Source organism: Oscillatoria salina IIICB1, from assembly GCF_020144665.1.
Classification (GTDB): Bacteria; Cyanobacteriota; Cyanobacteriia; order Cyanobacteriales; family SIO1D9; genus IIICB1.
Genome location: NZ_JAAHBQ010000088.1, coordinates 1 through 19,164, shown reverse-complemented (window position 1 = coordinate 19,164; position 19,164 = coordinate 1). Strand labels below are relative to the sequence as shown.

At 39.6% G+C, this 19,164-nt stretch carries 16 protein-coding genes and 2 pseudogenes; 13 read left to right on the top strand and 5 right to left on the bottom strand.

The window, feature by feature from the left end; all coding sequences use genetic code 11:
• Positions 1–220: 220 nt before the first annotated feature.
• Positions 221–1,105, top strand: coding sequence for a carboxylating nicotinate-nucleotide diphosphorylase (gene nadC, locus G3T18_RS21125; RefSeq protein ID WP_224412572.1), 885 nt, complete (start codon positions 221–223; stop codon positions 1,103–1,105).
• Here nadC and trmB read toward each other — a convergent pair.
• Positions 1,102–1,740, bottom strand: a complete 639-nt coding sequence (gene trmB / locus G3T18_RS21120; RefSeq protein WP_224412571.1) for a tRNA (guanosine(46)-N7)-methyltransferase TrmB — start codon at positions 1,738–1,740, stop codon at positions 1,102–1,104. The genes nadC and trmB overlap by 4 nt on opposite strands.
• 118 nt (positions 1,741–1,858) lie before the next feature.
• Between trmB and G3T18_RS21115 the strand changes: the two genes are divergently transcribed.
• Positions 1,859–2,959, top strand: coding sequence for a metallophosphoesterase family protein (locus tag G3T18_RS21115; protein ID WP_224412570.1), 1,101 nt, complete (start codon positions 1,859–1,861; stop codon positions 2,957–2,959).
• Here the strand turns inward: G3T18_RS21115 and G3T18_RS21110 are convergent.
• Positions 2,956–4,212 (bottom strand): FIST signal transduction protein, encoded by a 1,257-nt coding sequence (locus G3T18_RS21110; protein ID WP_224412569.1) that lies wholly within the window; start codon positions 4,210–4,212, stop codon positions 2,956–2,958. The genes G3T18_RS21115 and G3T18_RS21110 overlap by 4 nt on opposite strands.
• Before the next feature lie 406 nt (positions 4,213–4,618).
• On the opposite strand from G3T18_RS21110, the gene G3T18_RS21105 reads away from it, so the two are divergent.
• From G3T18_RS21105 to G3T18_RS21095, 3 genes are all read left to right on the top strand, one after another.
• The gene (locus G3T18_RS21105; protein ID WP_224412568.1) at positions 4,619–4,843 is read left to right on the top strand and encodes a Calvin cycle protein CP12; all 225 of its coding nucleotides are present in this window, start codon (positions 4,619–4,621) and stop codon (positions 4,841–4,843) included.
• Positions 4,844–5,045: 202 nt separating this feature from the next.
• Complete coding sequence (locus G3T18_RS21100) at positions 5,046–5,642, top strand: DUF3177 family protein (protein ID WP_224412567.1); 597 nt, start codon at positions 5,046–5,048, stop codon at positions 5,640–5,642.
• Positions 5,643–5,736: 94 nt separating this feature from the next.
• The gene (locus G3T18_RS21095; protein ID WP_224412573.1) at positions 5,737–6,036 is read left to right on the top strand and encodes a DUF7734 family protein; all 300 of its coding nucleotides are present in this window, start codon (positions 5,737–5,739) and stop codon (positions 6,034–6,036) included.
• Positions 6,037–6,172: 136 nt separating this feature from the next.
• On the opposite strand, the gene G3T18_RS21090 is transcribed toward G3T18_RS21095, so the two are convergent.
• On the bottom strand, positions 6,173–8,563 hold the full coding sequence (locus G3T18_RS21090) for an ATP-binding cassette domain-containing protein (RefSeq protein WP_224412566.1): 2,391 nt from the start codon (positions 8,561–8,563) through the stop codon (positions 6,173–6,175).
• Positions 8,564–9,167: 604 nt separating this feature from the next.
• Between G3T18_RS21090 and G3T18_RS21085 the strand changes: the two genes are divergently transcribed.
• The 7 genes and pseudogenes from G3T18_RS21085 to G3T18_RS21055 form a co-directional block, all read left to right on the top strand.
• Positions 9,168–10,895: a PAS domain-containing sensor histidine kinase gene (locus G3T18_RS21085; RefSeq protein ID WP_224412565.1), complete on the top strand. Its 1,728-nt coding sequence runs from the start codon at positions 9,168–9,170 to the stop codon at positions 10,893–10,895.
• Between the two features lie 80 nt (positions 10,896–10,975).
• Entirely contained in the window at positions 10,976–12,436 is a 1,461-nt protein-coding gene (locus G3T18_RS21080) for a protein kinase domain-containing protein (protein WP_224412564.1), read from the top strand.
• An 8-nt stretch (positions 12,437–12,444) separates the two neighbouring features.
• Positions 12,445–13,164 (top strand): M15 family metallopeptidase, encoded by a 720-nt coding sequence (locus tag G3T18_RS21075; RefSeq protein ID WP_224412563.1) that lies wholly within the window; start codon positions 12,445–12,447, stop codon positions 13,162–13,164.
• A gap of 81 nt (positions 13,165–13,245) precedes the next feature.
• Positions 13,246–13,716 (top strand): hypothetical protein, encoded by a 471-nt coding sequence (locus tag G3T18_RS21070; RefSeq protein WP_224412562.1) that lies wholly within the window; start codon positions 13,246–13,248, stop codon positions 13,714–13,716.
• Positions 13,717–13,841: 125 nt separating this feature from the next.
• Positions 13,842–15,476 (top strand): serine hydrolase, encoded by a 1,635-nt coding sequence (locus tag G3T18_RS25800; protein WP_224412561.1) that lies wholly within the window; start codon positions 13,842–13,844, stop codon positions 15,474–15,476.
• A gap of 42 nt (positions 15,477–15,518) precedes the next feature.
• Positions 15,519–15,749 carry a DUF433 domain-containing protein gene (locus G3T18_RS21060; protein WP_224412560.1) on the top strand — a complete coding sequence of 77 codons (231 nt, stop codon included), beginning with the start codon at positions 15,519–15,521 and terminating at the stop codon, positions 15,747–15,749.
• 76 nt (positions 15,750–15,825) lie between these two features.
• Positions 15,826–16,107, top strand: a pseudogene (locus G3T18_RS21055) (DUF5615 family PIN-like protein); the annotation flags it as partial.
• A gap of 59 nt (positions 16,108–16,166) precedes the next feature.
• Here G3T18_RS21055 and G3T18_RS21050 read toward each other — a convergent pair.
• Positions 16,167–17,018 (bottom strand): tetratricopeptide repeat protein, encoded by an 852-nt coding sequence (locus G3T18_RS21050; protein WP_224412558.1) that lies wholly within the window; start codon positions 17,016–17,018, stop codon positions 16,167–16,169.
• Positions 17,019–17,035: 17 nt separating this feature from the next.
• Between G3T18_RS21050 and G3T18_RS21045 the strand changes: the two genes are divergently transcribed.
• Positions 17,036–18,262, top strand: coding sequence for a DUF790 family protein (locus G3T18_RS21045; protein ID WP_224412557.1), 1,227 nt, complete (start codon positions 17,036–17,038; stop codon positions 18,260–18,262).
• Between the two features lie 317 nt (positions 18,263–18,579).
• Here G3T18_RS21045 and G3T18_RS21040 read toward each other — a convergent pair.
• Positions 18,580–19,164: pseudogene (locus tag G3T18_RS21040) on the bottom strand (hypothetical protein); the annotation flags it as partial.

Sequence of the window (19,164 nt, the reverse complement as noted above, 5' to 3'; positions counted from 1 at the left end):
CTTGCCTCAACCGCGCATTTACTAATTTAGCTACTATTTCCAAGAGTGTCAAGGGTTTTTCTAAAAAAATTTTTGGTTTTTTTGTGAAAGCTTGAGGCAGCAAGGGTTTGAGGGAAATTTTTTTTTGACAAGAAGTAGGTGGAGGGGAGCGATCGCGCTCGCAAGTTGGGTTAAAGTTTCTCTGATGGCAAACTAGATAGATAACGAATAACTGGTAAGCATGAAGAGAATCGCTACTTTACCTCCTGCATTGGTATTAGATCCTTTAGTGCAAAGTTGGTTGCTAGAGGATATTGGTCGCGGCGATCGCACTACTCAAGGTCTACTACAACAACAAGATATTCCTGTGGCTAAGGCTGACTGGGTTGCGAAAGCAGCAGGTACGATTGCGGGTTTACCTGTGGCTGCAAGGGTATTTAACCTTCTTAGTGAGGATGTTAGCTTTGTTCCGATTGTGGAAGAAGGACAAAATTGTGAGTTAGGACAGGTAATAGCTAGGCTCCACGGTCCAATTGATGCTTTACTGATGGGTGAGAGGGTTGCTCTTAACTTAACGATGCGAATGAGTGGGATTGCGACTTTGACGAGCGAGTATGTAGAAAAAATTGCCGATCTTCCGACTAAGTTGGTGGATACCCGCAAGACTACTCCGGGTTTACGAATTTTGGAGAAATACGCAACTCAATTAGGAGGAGCGCTCAACCACCGTCTAGGATTAGATGATGCAGTGATGATTAAAGATAATCATATTCAAGCTGCTGGTGGGATTAAAGAAGCGATCGCTAAAATTCGTGCTTCGATTCCTTATCCTCTAAGTATTGAGGTGGAAACCACGACTTTAGCTGAGGTAGAAGAAGCGCTGAAACAGGATGCGGATATAATTATGCTCGATAACATGAGCTGTGAGCTAATGTATCGAGCAGTAGAGCTTATTCGCGACGCTAATCTGCAAGTTAAAATTGAAGCGTCGGGTAACATTACTTTAGAGAATCTCCGCGAAGTTGCTCAAACAGGTGTAGATTATATTTCCACGAGCGCACCCATTACTCGCTCTTCTTGGTTAGATTTGAGCATGAAGTTTAATTCTGGTGACGATCGCGCTTAACATTGTTTGTGGAACAAGACGCGATAAACAGGTTCGTTACGAGAGAGTGTCAAATTTTCGCGTTCAGTAGCTACGGGGAAAGGATTGTTATCTAACCAAGTTTGACTGTGCTGCGAGACAAAACTAGGATGTTCCTGAAAGCGATCGCGCATTTCTTCTGCTACTGATTTTACATCGGATTGTAAAAAGATGATTCCCCTATCTGCTAGATACTGTGCGAGAATATCTACTAATTCTGGTTGGACTATCCGCCGTTTTTGATGTCTTTTCTTGAACCAAGGGTCAGGAAATTGAATAGAGATGCGCTGTAAAACGCCTGTTGGTAAAGATTTCAGTAAAACTGCTAATGAAGTATTAGCGTTGGTAAAAATGAAGTGGAGATTGGTTAAACTCAACTCATCTCGCTGAAAACAAGCTTTTTCGACTAAAGGTTCGCGAATTTCTAAACCCAGAAAATTAACATCAGGTTGGATCTGAGCCATTTGTAACAAAAACTCTCCCCAACCACAACCGAGATCGAGATGTAAGGGATGGTGGGGATTAGTGTAAACTTTTTCCCAATCTGGCGGATTTACAGGAATTTGATATGGTTTACTCAGTGGATTGACGTGCTGACGTACTCGAACTCTTGGCAAATTTAGACCTCCTTGAATAAAATTTGGCTAGTTGGGATAGGCAAACTGAAATTGTTTAGCTCTAGACTGGAGAATGATTTCTGCGATTTTGGTCTAAAAAATTGGTAACTATAACTGTATGAGTCTAAATTTTCGCTTTGGTGTAGCGAGCGATCTGCATATTGCTCTCCAGGAAACGATGTGGAGCAATTCTACACGTTTTCATCTGGTAGAAGTGAGTATTCCCGCACTAGAAACTGTTCTCGAACATTTACAACAACTGAATTTAGATTTTCTGTTGATTCCAGGCGATTTAACTCAGGATGGAGAACCGGAAAATCATCGTTGGTTAGCACAACGGTTGAAAGAGTTACCTTTTCCAGTTTATCTGGTTCCGGGAAATCATGATGTTCCTGTGGTAGAAAGTAACGATGGCGCGATCGCGTGGAAGGATTTTCCTTTGTATTACCCCGATTGCGGTTATCAGAATCCGAATTTACATTATTACACTTGCGAATTGTTGCCTGGAGTACAACTTATTGCTCTTAATTCTAATAATTTCGATGCAGAAGGGAAACAGTTGGGAGTTGTCGATGAAATCCAGTTAACTTGGTTGGAGGAAGTGCTTGAACAATTTTCCCACAAGTTGATTCTCGTAATGATTCACCACAATCTGATCGAACATCTTCCCGGTCAGTCAAAGCATCCTCTGGGAAGACGTTATCTGCTGGACAATGCTTCTGTCTTGCTTCAGATGTTACGAAAATATCAGGTGAAATTGGTATTTACAGGACATCTGCACGTTCAGGATATTGCGGAGGAAGAGGGATTGTACGAGATTACGACAGGTTCGTTAGTTAGTTATCCTCACCCTTATCGAGTTTTGGAGTTGGAAACCGATAGTCAGGGGAAAACCAAGTTAGAAATTAACTCATACCGAGTTAAAGACTTACCAGGTTGGGAAAACTTGTTAGAGACATCGCGAGAATGGATGGGCGATCGCTCTTATCAGTTTATGCTGAAAATGTTAACTGCTCCTCCTTTAAACTTATCTCAGGCAGAAGCAGAACAATTTGCTCCAGAGTTACGTTATTTTTGGGCCGATCTTGCTGCTGGTGATGCGAGCTTTAGTTTTCCACAGTTTCCAGCCGCAGTTCGTGACTACTTCGAGAAATTTAGCGCTCAAGATCGAAACGGTAAACCTGCTTTGATTGACAACCAAGCCAAATTATGGTTTTAAGGTTGACGTAAAATACCAAAAGCAGAAGTATAGCCGTGGAGAAAAGTGCGATCGCCAACTGGACCTATTTCACCATTACAAAAAAAACCACCTAATTGAATATCTTTGAGATAGTAGCGAAACAAGTTAGAATCAAAATTCGGTTTTCCATAAAGACCTTCTCCTCGTCCCAGACAAGAAAACATTAAAGCACCAACAGCAGACCCAGAAGAACCTTTTTCTTGCTGATAGCGCTGAAGTAGCAATCGCAAATCTTCAGCAGAAGTTTTCGCATCTCGTAAATGAAATTGAAGACGTTGACCTGGACGAACAGTATCGCCGATCGCGATCGCGCCTAATCTCGGATCTACTCCCAGCAAATTACGGATTAAAAAATCTCCTTGCCCTAACTCTAATTTAAATTCGTCTCTGACAATACCCACAAATAAAGAATGTTGAGCTAATTGGCGATCGGACTCGCTCAAATTTTGGATAAGCTCTTGCAGCACTGTCAAAGGAGGGCGAGAATTTGCTTGTAAATTATTTGCTTGCGCCAATTCGATGACAATATTTTTTTCTCCTTGAGCAATTTGATAAACCGAACCAATAGGACGACAACCTTGAGCAACAATTGTTTCTAAAACAATTTTGCCACTTAAAGCTACGCCAATAGTGCCTTCTGTTCGTAGAGAATCAGTAAGCGCCATTCCCTGAGTGTAATAAAATAAAGCACTTTGATGAATGCCCATTGCTGTCGCACTAGCTAATCCTCCGACTTTAACTGACCCTGGATAAGCAAAATCTAATCCCGCAATGAGATCGTTAATTTTTGCGGAAAAGGGATCGCAGAGCAAAATGAATTGCGGTTGCGCTTCGGGAGAAATTCCGACTACATTCACCCAAGCATCAGGTGGACTATCAAGATCCGGTAAATCTTCTTCTAAAAGATGGAAAGGCTGTACGGTTACTTCTGGTAAATGGGCTACGCTCAAGCTCAACGCAGGATTTCCTTCAACTTCCAAAACCTGAGTTGGCTCATTCATCCCTATAATCCCCGCACCGCCGCAACCAATCAAGACTGGTAAAGGTAATTCTTCGATGAGTAAGGGGACAAGACGAGAATAGTCACTAGCATAAGCTGACGAGATAAAAACGATACCCAACTCAGGTGGAGCAGATAAAGACTGCTGAATACGGGTAACTACTTCTTTGACTGCTGCTTCGAGAGAAGCACGGGTTGATAAGGCATTTATCCATTGGATCTGACTAGCCATTGGCAAATTAAGTTAATCGGCTGATGAGTTTTCAAGTAAGGAAACTAAAAATAAGTCAATTGAAGCTTAATTTAATCTTAACGAGACTCACTAGACAAGAGTGTGGTCAAAACTGCAATCTGGACAAAGGTTTACAACTTGGTACAGAGCAGGCTAGCTATTCGCTAATGATAGAATCAGGGCAGCGAGTCGGTATTGCTTAGTGCCAACAGTTAAGTTGGTAACTCTGTTAGGGAAAATCGCTCTCCAGTGAGCCGAGTACGAGTAAAGCCGAAACAATACCTGACCGGGATTAGGCAAAAACTCTGCCGCTCGATGCTAGATTTTAGCATTGGTAAAATCACAAAAAATGGTCTAAACTAGCAAAACTTCTTGTAAATAACCAGTAATTCGGACAAGAATAAGCATGAGCAACATACAAGAACAAATCGAACAAGAACGCCAGGAAGCTAAAAACGTTTGTGGAACTCAGGGATCTGAGTCTGCTGAATGTGCTGCTGCTTGGGATGCTGTGGAAGAATTGCAAGCGGAAGCAGCGCATCAAAAGGAAAAGCAGCCAAAGAGAAATTCTCTGCAACAATACTGTGATGAGAATCCTGAAGCTGCTGAGTGTCGCGTGTATGAAGACTAGAGGTTGGTTGCTTGCTGAGTAAGAGCTTGAGCTAAAAGTGTTTCAAGTTAATCCCACAGCAGTTGAAATCTTTGAGAGGAGATTTCAACTGCTTTTTGTTTTCTCAAGAGATTTTGGCGATCGCTACTCGCTCTCCTCAATGTTGGACGATACAGTGGCAATTACCTTTAAAATAATTTAATGGTGCTTAGAGCAGAAAGTAATGGAAGAGGGACTCTGGTTTCGATCGCTGGTTTGGATGGATTATCGTTTGGCAGTATTATTTACGGTTATTGTTCCCCTTGGGTTGACAATTTGGGCGTTAGTCCGTCGCTCTGATGCGATTGTACGTTTGTTAATTATTTACTGGCGTGTTGCTAGTCTACTGATGATTACAGTTTATTTGCTGATTCCTCAGTGGCAAATTGGTTTTCTCAGTAGTTTTTCGGCTCGGATTTTGATTCCGATTTCTCTGTGGTTTTGGGTGGATATTAATGAAGAAATTGCTGATATGCCTCGCAGCGCTTTAAAATTAATGCTGACTGCGTGGCGTTGGGCAGTGACTATTTACTGTATTATCGGAGCTTTATTTTTTATCCCTTTTTTACCTTGTGGTTTTTCCGAAGGAGCGGTAAAAACTCCTTTCTGTTTAGTTTGGACGGAAGCGCCTTTAGTTTATAAACAAATTTTTCATGCTGATTCGACACCAGGTTTCCTCGGCTTTATCGGAATGATGGGATTGATTGTTTATGTGGTTTATTTTGCCTATTTTGTTTTAATTAGATTGGGTAAACAAGGACGCATTGCAATGGAACAATAGAAAATAAAGTTAGTAGATTCTCGGATTGCTAATCTTGATTTTTAGCAATCGACAATTCACCGGAGAAGAAAGTGGCGATCGCCAAAATATCAAGATGAATCAATTGATTGGTAAACGTCTCGAAGCCTACACGATTAAACGTCCCCAAGAGGTTTTGATTATTTGTGCTGAAATTGCTGGCGAAGAAGATAAAATTGCTATTTTTAAAGGTTTTTCTAGTTCTTTAATGCGTCCAACTGCTTTCGATCCGGATGTTCCTATATTGCCAGATACGGCAAAAATTATCCGGGTAGATAGGGCGAAAAGTCCTTTTAATCCTCATGTACCTGATTACATTCAAAAAGGACTAAGTTGGTCGCAAATGCAAGCTTTGCTTGCGGAAGTTGGCGTTTGAAATTAAGCATACTTTTTAGATTAAACGATCGGGTAGAAACAGAATAATAAATGGCAAATTAATTCGCGATTTAGGTTGTTTGTGGTTTTCAGTCGGCTTAATCCTAAAAAAGATTTTTCTAGATATTTATGCAGAATTAAAAGATATCTTTCCACTTTTGAACTACCCAAGTTATTGCTAAATAAATAACTGCGTGTAAGATTAAAATTCCCCAGTTTAAACCTAAGTTTTTCCAAGTTGGATCGTAAATTGGCGTGGTTTCAAATGGTAGGGGAATTGTGCTACCATCAGGTAATATTTGAGCTTCTGGAACTAAACTATTGACGTTAACTAAACTTCCGTAGGCTGCTACTGACCAACGACTTAACATTAACCAAGAGATTATTTTGCCTACGCCTTCCATTTTGAATAATACGCCAGCAAAGATTATTTGGGGTAATAATAATAAAGGTAAGGCGCTATTTGCTTGGGAACTATTTTTGACAATTGCTGATACCATTAATCCCAAGGAAATCGAAGTAAATAAAGTCAAAAAAGTAGTTATTTCTAATCCGAGAAACCAAGGAATTAAATCTGGTTCGGGTGATGCAAAGCCGAGAAGAATAACTAGAACTACGAGCATACTTTGTAAAATGGCTAATCCACCAAGAACAATTGCTTTTGAACCAAGATAAGCAAATAAGCCTAAATTTACTAGTCGTTCTCGTAGATAAATTGCTGATTCTTTGACAATTTCTTGTAAAGAACTAGAAAGTCCGACCCAAATTGCCGCAGAGGTAAAAACAAATAAAACGCGCAAGGCTAAAGGTGCTAAACTAGGGTCATCTTCAGTACCTAAAATAAATGGTTCTTGGTCGCGAATGGCGAAGGTAATTAAGAAGATTCCAATTGGTGCTGTTAATAAGTTTAAAACTAAGTTAACGGGATCGCGAATAATTAATTGACAGTAACGTTGGGTTAAAAGAATAAGTTGTGGAAAAAACGATCGCCGCACTTTTTGGGGTGGGGAATCTCCTGGTTGCTGGCTGGCAAAACTGAGGCGATCGCTGATATAACGCTGGTAGTGGTTAGAGTTGCGAAAGTTATTGGTGGCGTCATCTACTTGGCTGGGATCTTCTAAAAAATTATAAATATCGGCGAAATCACCACTAGAAATGCCGAAAAAGGAAATTGCTTCTTGGGGTAGTCCAAAATAACATAATTTTCCACCTTGACCGAGAAAGACAATGCGATCGCATAATGTTATATTGGTTGTGGCGTGGGTAACTAAGATAATTGTCCTTCCTTGATCCGCTAATTTCCGTAACAATAACATCATTTTTTTGTCTAAACCGGGATCTAGTCCGGATGTGGGTTCATCAAGGAAAAATAATTTGGGATCGGCAAGTAATTCTACACCAATACTAACTCGTTTGCGCTGACCGCCACTTAATTGACTCACGAGTGTATTTCGGCGATGAGATATTTCAACTTGACTGACAGTTTTTTCGACTATATTTTTGAGATCGATATCGGGAGGTAGTCGTAATTTAGCCGCGTAAGTTAATACTTCTTCGACAGTTAATTCGCGGTGAATAATGTCGTCTTGCGGTACATAACCGATCTGAGTCCGATAAATGTTAAAGTTTTTGCGGAGGTCTTCTCCATTCAAAAATACTTTACCGCTTGTGGTGGGATCGATTCCTAATAAAGTGCGCATTAAGGTGGATTTACCTGCACCACTTCCACCGACTAAAGCGACAAATTGTCCGGGTTCGATTGGTAAAGAAATATTGTTTAAAAGTGTTTTTAGGTGACCTTTTTTCTCTTTTACTTCTCTAACTAAACTATAAGCATCAAGACGAATATTATCACCTCGATCGACGATCGCTAAACGATCTCCTTGTAAAACAAGGGTATAAGGTCCGATATTAATTTTTGCTCCCGGAGGTAATACCGTGGAATTGTTCGCGCGGCGATCGTTGACAAAAACACCGTTGGTGCTATGGTCGTGGAGAATATAACGTCCTTGATTGTCTTTATCAATAATCGCATGACGACGAGAAACTGTCGGTGCATCTAGTTGCAGGTTAGCATGGGGATCTCGTCCTAATAAAACTGAACGATTACCTAAAGAAATAAAACGCTGTGCTGGTACTTTAACATTTCCTGCACGGTTAGGATTGTAGTAAGTTAGAATAAGCAAATTTTTGGGGTTTTGACCGATTTGAAGTTCGGTATTATGTTGGAGAAGATAGCCTTCTGTGGGCGTAATTAATTTCCTCTCGACGTATAATTTATTGGTACTTGGTTTAACACCATCACCGTCAAAAATTTGGTATTCTTCCCCGACTTGCTGGAAAATTGCGTGGACGCTAGAAACTACGTTCCAATCAACAGGAACTTCTAAATCTGCTCGATTTGAATCTCTCCCTAGAATATGCTTTGGTTTGGTTAGTTCCAATGGTCCTAATATTTGTCCCTGATTATTAAGCACAATGTAGGGATTGCTGCTAACAACTGTTCGCTTGCTGCTTTGACTAGTCATTTCTTTCTTTTCTTGAGATATTTTTTGCTAGCATTAGCGTCGTACTGGTTAAACTAAAATTGTCTTGCGCGAAAGCACTTGTTCTAGTTTACCAAGATCGCTCTATTTCCGTGATTTTTCGGATTTTCAATGAACTCCTAATCAAGGATAATTAATCCGCAAGTAAATTAACTTTATTTTAGGGATTTTTGTGTTCTTGGATACGGACAAATTGAAAAAAAACATATTTTAAAATTCAACTTGACAATTAGGAAAAAAATTGCTATAATTGTCTGAATTATGTAGCTTGGTATGTTTATAAATTAAGAATAAACAAACAAAAAAGTCAAGCCAAAAATAATCACAAAAAAACCGAAGGTAAAATTAAAAAGTCAGATCAAACCTGAGAAGCGAAATTGGGCAAAGACAAGAGCAACGAGCAAGCAAACCAGGTACTAAATGATTTTTTGTTGGCTAATTTCGGGAAATACTAAAAAGCGGTTGAAGGAACTACTAAATTAGCTTATTTCGATCGAAGTAAAGGGAAATTAGCGAGTTATTTCAAAGCTGAAATGCTTTGAAACAAAGAAAAGAGTTGAATAAAAGACTCAAGGGATAAATCAAAATGTACACCCAAGCCAACTATGTCCAGGCGAGCCAAATTTTCTCGAACTGTATGCAATTGTCAAATAGCTATTTATCTAGTGAGTTAAAGTTAAAAGTATCGGGAAATATTTTAGAAGCGATCGCAGATTTTGTTTGCATCTGCGACAATGAAGGTAAGCTGCTTTATTTGAATAGTGCTGGGCGCCAATTAGTGGGCTTGAGTGAAAACGAAGATATCACCCAGTTAAAAATTACTAATTTTTGGTCAAAAAAGACACTAAAAATTTTTGCTGATTTGGGATTTAGTCAAGCCCTACAAACAGGATTTTGGCAAGGGGAAACAAGCTTATTGAAAAAGGATGGTGAAGAAATTCCTGTAAGTCTGAGCTTGCTACTTAATTGCTTAAATTATGGCAAAATTGAAGGGTTTAGTATCATTGCTCGGGATCGGCGCTGTCAGCTAAAATTAGAGGCAGAAAAACACGAAATTGAAGCGAAAAATAAACAGATTTTAACAGCGATTCCCGATCTAATTTTTCGACTTAATAAAGAAGGAATATTTTTAGATTATTTCCCTGGTTCAAATAAAGAAGATTCCTTTTTCCCTGCGGATATTGATATTAAGGGTAAAAAAATTGAGGAAGTTTTGTCTGAGGATTTAACTCAATGGACGCGCTACTATTTGGAAGAAAGCCTAGCGACTGGGGAAGTAAAGCAAGGAGAATTAATGTTGCCAGGAAAAGAATGTTGGCAATATTATGAAGCTCGGTATATTCCTGGCGATCGCGAGGAGGTTGTTGTCATTATACGCGATTTGACAGACCGTAAGCGTAGCGAGGCAGCTCAAAGAGTCGCAGAAGCTAGAGAAAGAGAAAAAGCCTTACAACTGGAACAAACTTTACAACAGTTACAAACAACTCAGTATCAATTAATTCAAGCGGAAAAATTATCTAGTTTGGGGCAGATGTCAGCAGGAATAGCCCACGAAATTAATAATCCTTTGACTTTCATTTCAGTTAATCTGAGCTTCGTGGAAAAATACTTAAAAGATTTACTAAAGTTAGTGGAAATTTATCAACAGGAGTATCCGGAGTATTCACCAGCAATAAAGAAATGTATTGAAGAAATAGAACTAGATTATTTAAAAAAAGATTTACCCAGCTTAATGCGTAGCATGGAAATGGGAGCAAATCGCATCCGAAATATTATTAAATCGATGCGTAACTTTTCTCGATTGGATGAAGCGGAGAAGAAAAAAGTAGATCTTCATGATGGGCTTGATAGTACATTACTGATTTTGCAGCATCGACTGAAAGCGAAAAGCGGTTTTCCCGGTATTAAAATTATTAAAGAATATGGAAATTTACCTTTAGTTGAGTGTTATGCTGGCTTAATTAATCAAGTTTTTATGAATTTGCTCAGTAATGGTATAGATAGTTTAGAAGAGTATTTTCAAGATAACAGTTTAACTGGTAAAAAAAATCAACCTACAATTCGGATTTGTACCGAAAAAGTAGGGCAACGGGTAAGAGTGAAGATTATCGATAATGGGCTAGGAATTCCGTTAGATAAGCAAAAAAAAATCTTTGAACCATGTTATACCACGAAACCAATAGGTAAAGGAACGGGAATGGGTTTATCTATTTCTCATTCAATTGTGGTTGACAAACATGGAGGATTGTTATTTTGTAACTCAAATCCGGGTCAAGGATCTGAATTCGTGGTAGAAATTCCCCAGGCTAAATAGATGCAAAGTTTTGAGGAGCGATCGCTGCCAGCTTAGGTGCAGGAATGTTATTGTTGAAAATAACCGCACGGTAAGGGCAAATGTTGGACTCGATCCTAGAAAATCGCTATCTAATTCTTCGCTCTTTGGGCAGTGGTGGATTTGGGGAAACTTTTCTTGCTGAAGATCGACATCTTCCTTCGGCGAGAAAGTGTGCGCTCAAGCAACTGAAACCAATGACGAATAACCCACAGGTGTTTGCTATTGTCCAAGAAAGGTTTAAGCGGGAAGCAGTGATTTTGGAAAAGTTGGGAGAGGGAAACAAGCAAATTCCCTCTTTGTATGCTTATTTAGAGTCTGAGGGTGAGTTTTTTTTGGTGCAAGAATGGATCGAAGGAACTACGCTCACAAAAAAGTTGCAAAACGAAGGAATTCTTGCTGAAAATACAGTTAAAGAGATTTTAACGGGTATTTTGCCTGTTTTGGATTACGTGCATAGCCAGCAAATCGTTCACCGAGATATTAAACCAGATAATATTATTTTGCGTTTCTCGGATGGAATGCCAGTGCTAATTGATTTCGGTGCCGTGAAGGAAGCAGTGGGTACAATTATTAGTGCTGAGGGTAATTTACAACCTTCAATTGTAGTGGGGACTCCAGGTTTTATGCCTCCCGAACAAGCCGCAGGACGACCAGTGTATGCTAGCGATCTATATAGTTTAGGGTTGACTGCGATTTATTTGCTGACAGGGAAAATACCCCAAGAGTTACCTAACGATCGCACGACAGGAGAAATTAATTGGCGATCGCTTGCACCGACGGTTACTCCTAATTTCGCCGCAGTTATCGATAAAGCCATTGCTAGTCATCCAAGCGATCGCTATTCTCACGCTTTAGAAATGCTAGCAGCGCTACAACCTCAGTCAAAGGGGATTCCTCCTACAATACCTCCAGAAACGATTGCGAAACAGCGATCGTCACCAACTTTATCTCCTCCTTCCCAACTAAAATCTAGTAATAACCACACTGCTAATTTTCCTAATTGGCTCAAACCAGCGATCGTGGGAAGTACAATTGGTATTCTTGCAGTAGGGGCGATCGCGATTATCGCCTTTCCCGATCGAACCGGAGTTGATAATCCTAACTCAGTAAATCCTACTGATACTTCATCTTTTACTCAACAAGATGCTCTCAGCTTAATTAATCGTTGGTTAGAAGCCAAACAATTAATGTTTGCACCACCTTACGATCGCCAAATTGCAGCAGAAATTACTACTGGGGAGCAATTCGAGCAAACGGCTGGTGTAGGTGGCTCAATTGAATGGTTAGAAAATAATAATGCTTTCTATGAATACGGCGAACAAAGAATCGATGGTGTGGAAGGATTTACTAGCAACGGCGATCGCGCAGAAATTACAGTCAAAGTTACCGAACAACAAACATTAAAAAGAAATGGCAGAATCGATCCAGCCAGAAGCGGATTTGGTACAGTTACAGTAATCTACGAGTTAGAACAAGTAGATGGCAAATGGAAGATAGCTAGTTCGGAAATTTCCGAATAAACTCGATTATGAAATATTTAAGAGGATATTTCCGCCGCTTTAAAACCATCTTGGTTCCTTTAATAATAATTTTTGTCTTAGCAATAGCTGCGGGATTATTGACGCATTATTTTTTACTAGAATCAACAACCAATGATTCTTCAGAAACAGCGACTGAGGAAAATCAACTACCAACAGAAACTCCAATTGAAATCGGCGATCGTGAAAGCTTATATGGACATTTTCACTATCCCGAAGCCGAGCCAGATGTCATGACAGTAATTTCTAGCTATGGTACCGGAGAATATCAACGATTTGAGTCTCTTCACCCCGAAGCAGCAAAAGAATTAATGAAGATGATTTATGCTGCTCGACAAGATAGTATTTGGCTCGTACCTGTGTCGGGATTTCGGACGCTCAAAGCCCAAAAACAGTTATTTGAAGCTCAAGTTAAACGTCGAGGATCGGAAGAAAATGCAGCCAAAGTATCTGCACCTCCTGGTTATAGCGAACATCATACAGGTTATGCAATTGATTTGACTGATGGGAATTTTCCTAACCGAGATATTACTCGTGAATTTGAAAATACACCAGCTTATCAATGGTTAAAAATGAATGCTCAAAATTTTGGTTTTGAGTTATCTTTTCCTCAGAATAATCCTCAAGGGATTAGTTACGAACCTTGGCATTGGCGATATATAGGTTCTCCGGAAGCTCAGAAAACTTTTGCTGAGAGGATCGCTCAATAATTGGCAATAAATGGTTAATTAAATTGGCGATTTATTTTTGTATTTTATAAGTAGGCGGACATTCTGGGGTCTATGCTATTAATGAACAAGAAACTATCTCCAGCAATTTTTGCACTAATTTTAATTTGTTTTTTTCTTCCTTTTGTGACAGTTTCTTGTGAAAAAAGAGTAATAGTTAAGCTCACCGGTATTCAGCTTGCAGTAGGTACCAACATTGAAAAACCTAGCTTGTTTATTGGAGAATTTGACCAAGAAAAATTTCCGCCCGAACCTTTGGCAACTACCGCATTTATTTGTGGTTTTGTTGGGTTAGCTACGAGTTTTTTGAAGTTGAAAAAAAAGGCGATTATCCCCGCAATAATGGGTTTAATTGGAGCGATTTTGCTGTGGCTACTGAAGGTTAAAATAGCGCGGGAAGCTTTAATTAAAGGTGAAGGTTTTTTAGGAATAACTTATGAATTCGGTTTTTGGCTATCGTTTGCGCTTTTCGCGATCGCGGCAATTTTCAACACTTGGATTTTCTTTTCCAAGCCACCAAATAAAGAAATATGAATAAGCAAATAATTGCTTTTTTGTCAAGAAAGTAAGAAAATTTGTAGAAAGACGTAGTATACTACCTTTATAACAATAATGGATGTGTTTCTGTTCAGAGCAAATTTGAGGAAACTTGAGCTACAGTGAAGCAGCAAGAAAAGTTAGACTGGTATAGTCCTTATGAAGAAATTGCCGATCTGCGCTCGGAGCTAGATCGAGCTTATTTGAGTCTTTATCAACTGCGACAAGAAAATATCCAACTGCGTCAAGAAATAGCTTACTTAAAGCGAAATTTACCTCAGCAAACCAAAAAACGCTCAACTCAAATTCGGAAACGAACAAAACCAAAACGAAAGTCTCGCTCAAAGATAAATTATAAACAAGTACGATTTTACCTCAATTTAATCCAAATATTTTTCCAAGGAGGTTGGTTAGTATCTTATGGAATTATCAAAATTATAGTTCTAAGTTTGCGCGGTTGTTGGTGGTTTTTGGCGAAACTGAGCGAGTTAATAGTTTTAATTTTCCGGGCTGGTTGGTGGATTTTTTCGCGGCTAATTTTAAGTTTGTTTTTTCCTGCTCAAGCGGAAATAAAAGCAAATTCAGCCCAAGTTACAGCAGCTTCTTCTCCCGCTCAGGCTACATCTAATTATGCCCCATCTGTTCCCCGACAAAAAGCTAAATCTTCCGATCGAGGAATCTTCGGTAAACTAATGACGATTGTAGCATTGTTAGCAGCGATCGCTACTCTCGCAATTCTTCCTAAACTCGAACGCAACTTAGTCCCACCAACTATAGCACCTTCTTCTGTCCCTACTCCTAAACTGAGGATGGAAAACGGAGAATTGGTTTATAATGCTACTATTGCTCCTAATTTTCAAGCCAGTCAAAACTTACAAACTGTTGTTGATGAAGTTGTCAGTTTAGCTGCGAGTAAAAAACTTACTCAAGCTGGGTTATCAGTTACTTTAATTAATGTTAATTCTGGCGAAATCGCCGGATATCAACAAGAACAATTTAGATATCCTGCTAGTGTGGTAAAATTGTTTTGGTTGGTAGCTTTTTCCGGACAACTAGAAGCGGGATTGTTAACGCCAGAACAGCAATTAATGACTGATTTGCAAAAAATGGTTACTGAGTCAGAAAATGATGCTGCTAGCCGGATTATTGATGCAGTTACTAATACTGAACCGGGGGGAGAATTAACGGGTGAAGAATATCAAACTTGGCTAAAAAAGCGCACGCAAATCAATCGGTTTTTCCAAAAAGCAGGCTACCAAAATCTTGATATAGCGCACAAAACTTATCCTATTTTATACTTAAATCAGCAAAAACCAACGGGACGCGAGCGACAAATGCGGCAAACTGCTAACGGTGTTTTGCGTAATTTAATTACTACCGAGCAAGCAGCAAGATTGATGTATGAAATTGTTACCAGACGAGCAATTTCAGCCAGAGCTAGTGAAGAAATGATGAGTTTATTAGCAAGAGATTTAAACCCTCAAGTTTGGCAAAATCTTGAAGCTGCACCGGGAGTTTTTAACCCAGTGCGAGGCTTTTTTGGAGAGTCTTTACCTGAAGATGTGTATTTCTTTTCTAAAGCAGGTTGGACTTCTACGGGGAGACATGAAGTGGCATTTGTGTCAACTAAAGATGGGCGAACTGCTTATATTTTAGCTGTTTTTGCTAGCGATCGCGCTTACGCTCAAAACTGGAATATTTTTCCGCAGATGTCTCGTTTGGTTTTTGAGCGCATGACTCAAATCAGTTATCAGTAATCAGTTACCAATTTTTCAAGAGGAGAAAATATTATATTAACCATGAAACAACTTTCTCGAATTACTCGAAATCCTGAAGTTATGGGTGGAAAAGCTTGCATTAGAGGAATGCGGGTAACTGTCAGTACCATTGTTAGTTTAATGGCATCTGGTCATTCTGTTCCAGAAATTTTGCAAGCTTATCCATACCTTGAAGAAGCAGACATTTATGAAGCTCTTAGTTATGCAGCATGGAGAGTTGAAGAAAGGGAAATATCCCTAGAAGTAAAATGAAAATTCTCATCGATATGAATCTCTCACCTGAGTGGGTAAAAGTGTTTGAAAAACACAACTTTGAGTTCACTGGTCTAAAGTGGGAGATCCTGCTGCGCCCGATCGCGATATAATTACATGGGCAAATACGAATGGTTACGTTATTTTCACTAATGACCTCGATTTTGGAGCTATCTTAGCTGTAACACAAGTGCGATCGCCTAGTGTCATTCAAGTACGAACTCAAGATATATTTCCTAGTAGCATAGAAACTATCATCATTGACTCACTGCGTCGCTTTGAATCAGAACTAGAAGCTGGTGCTTTAATTACTATTGATTTAAACCGTTTTCGAGTCAGAATTTTACCGATTGACTAAACTCCGACGACTGAAGGATAGGCTACACGGACTAGGTTCCCCCTACGCGGGCTAAAATATTAGCTTTGCAGTAAACTATTAAATTGTTCGTCTTGGCGTAAATTATCGAAATCTGAATTAGATACAGCTTCAAGTTGATATCTTTCTGGGTAAAGTGCGATCGCTTCTTTTAATGATGCCAGAGATTTTTCTCGATCTCCTCGCAAAGCATAGCAACAAGCTAAATCGTACCAAGCAAAATCGGCTTCTGGGTCAAATTTTACAGCTTGCTGGTAAGCAGCGATCGCGTCAGAAAATCGCTCTTGTTGTTGTAAAATATTTCCACGCTGATACCAAGCCCAATGATCCTCTGGTTTTGTTTCTAAAGCGCGATCGTAGCATTCCAGAGCTGATTGTAACTCTCCCAGACTACGGAAACAATCACCTTGACGATACCACGTCCAGAAATCGTGAGGGCGCAAATCGAGAATTCTCTCATAGCAAGCAATTGCTTCGGAATAGCGCTCTAAGAGGCGTAAAGATTCACCTTTGCGATATAATCCCCAATAGTCTTGGGGTTCAATTGATAAAGCTTTGTCAAAAAAAGCGATCGCCTTTTCGTATTCTTCTAATTCTTCCAGATAAATCCACCCTTGACTATACCAAGCCCAGTAATCATTTGGGCGTATTTCAGCCGCTTGCTGATAACTCTCAACCGCCTCTCGGAAATAACCCAAACACTCCAAAACCTTACCGCGTCGATACCAAGCCCAATAATCTTGAGGATAATAATCTAAAGCCCTCTCGTAACTAGACAAAGCCTCTTCGTAGCGTTCCTGCTCCCATAATACATTAGCTTGTCGATACCAATCGTGGTAGCTATCTGGTCTGCATTCCAAAGCTCGATAAAGTGTATGAAGTCGATCTAACATAACCTAAAATACCTCAAATGCTGCCCAGCGAACTACTAATCAACAGACAAAACGGCGAAACTGTCATTCCCAAACGAATACCCATCGATTCGAGAGCAAAATCCCTTGCTAGTGAAATTATCACTTGTTTCAAAGACGCGATCGCCGATACCCAAGCCTCACTCGATCGCCAATTACAAGAACAAGAAGCAGACAACCCTGATTATCGCACCCGACGGGGACTAGCTCACATCCTCAAAAATAGCTTTTCCACCTTTGAAATTGTCTCACCCCTCGAACCGCAATTGTTGCGTCAGCGAGTTTTTGCTCAAGCTGCAACTACCACACCCACCCCTGCAAATCGTCCTCAAACACTGGAAACTTTAGCTAGTAGTTTATCTCAAAAACTCAAGCGAGAAGTTTTACCCGACGAAATTATTAAAGGACTTTACGCCGACTTACAAGAAAATCGCATTTTAACGCAATTCGACGAACCAACGCCCGAAGCCCTTTTACATCGTTATAACTTAGCTCAAGTTCAAGGGATTTTTTATCGTGCTAGTAATATTATAATCAACGCTCACCGTAATGATCCAGGCGAATACAAACTTTTATTTCGCTATTTAAAGTTATTTCAATTAATGGCATATATCGAAGGAGATGCCGACCAAGGATTTACAATTACCATTGACGGACCCGTAAGCTTATTTAAACCTAGCACTCGCTATGGATTAGCCTTAGCGAAAATGTTACCAGCCTTATTGCACGTCAGCAAATGGAGTTTAAAAGCCAAATTAGAAAATAAAGATTATTACACAGGTCAACCAAAAACAGGCTATTTCACCTTACAAGATAACTGTGAATTAGTCAGTCATTATCCCCCAGGAAAACCTTATGATAGTATGATTGAAGAATCCTTTGCGAAAAAGTGGCAAAAAACGAAAACCGAATGGAAACTAGAAAGAGAAGTAGACTTAATTCCTATTCCTGGTAGCGTGATGATTCCTGATTTTCGTTTGGTGCATCCTGACGGGAGAGAATACTTACTAGAAATAGTTGGTTACTGGCGACCCGAATATTTACAAAAGAAATTTTCTCAAGTTAGAAAATCCGCTCGAGATAATTTAATTTTAGCAGTTTCCGAACGTTTAAATTTAGAAAAAGCGGGCGTAAAAATTAACGAAGTTCCCGCAAAAATAGTTTGGTTTAAAAATAAACTCTTACCCAAATCTGTCTTAGAAATAATTGAACCAAAAAGTAGATAGAAGGGCAACTAGAGGGGATTTTTCCCTACATTTTAACCTCGATATTTGCTTCTCCATTCTGGTTTCAGAAACCAACCAGTAATCAAACTTGCGAGTATTCCTACCACTAAACTTAATCCCAAAGCGAAGAAATAACTTATCCACAAATGCCAATAAGAATCTTCGGGGATAAAGGGTGCTAATTTAATTAGGATTCTAGCAGCAAAATTGGCGATCGCGGAAGCCGATGCGGATGCAGTCCCAATTCCCGCGCTAACAATAAATATCGTTTCGTTGAGACGACTTTCGCGCTGCGTTTGCTGTCGGTTATTTCTTGCTTATTCGATTTCGATGATTCCTTCAATCGTTTTGATTGCATTATCCAGTAACTTCAAACCCGCGCTGAGGCTGTTATAATCGCTAACTACTTGAGGTAAATACTTTTCAAAGGTATAATCTTGGAAATCTCGCAAAAATTCTAAATCACTTTCGGGATCGATTTGCTGAAAACGCTCTAAACGTTTTTGGTAATTATTGGCATTAACTTCGATTGTATAGCGATATTCTTCGAGATAGCTTAATCGCGTTGCATAAATCGAGAAAATTGTCAAGGTGCTAGTTAAATCTTGTTGTAAATCTTCAAGATTGAGGGGAGATTGGAGAACGCGGGAGCCTAAATTATCGACGGTTTTTTGGACGCGATCGCTAAGTTGTTTCAAATCTTTTTTAAGTGCGCGACTTTGGCTATAAACCCAAAGAATTTTATTCCTAAAATAGCACAACTGCATAAAATTTGGGTAAAATTTGCCCACTTGCGCGAACATTTCCCGGTCATCTTTTTGCGCGGGAAAAAGCCAAACAATTGTATGTATATCTTCTTTATTCTCGGCTCCCCTTCGATTATCTAAGAACCTCTCCCCCAG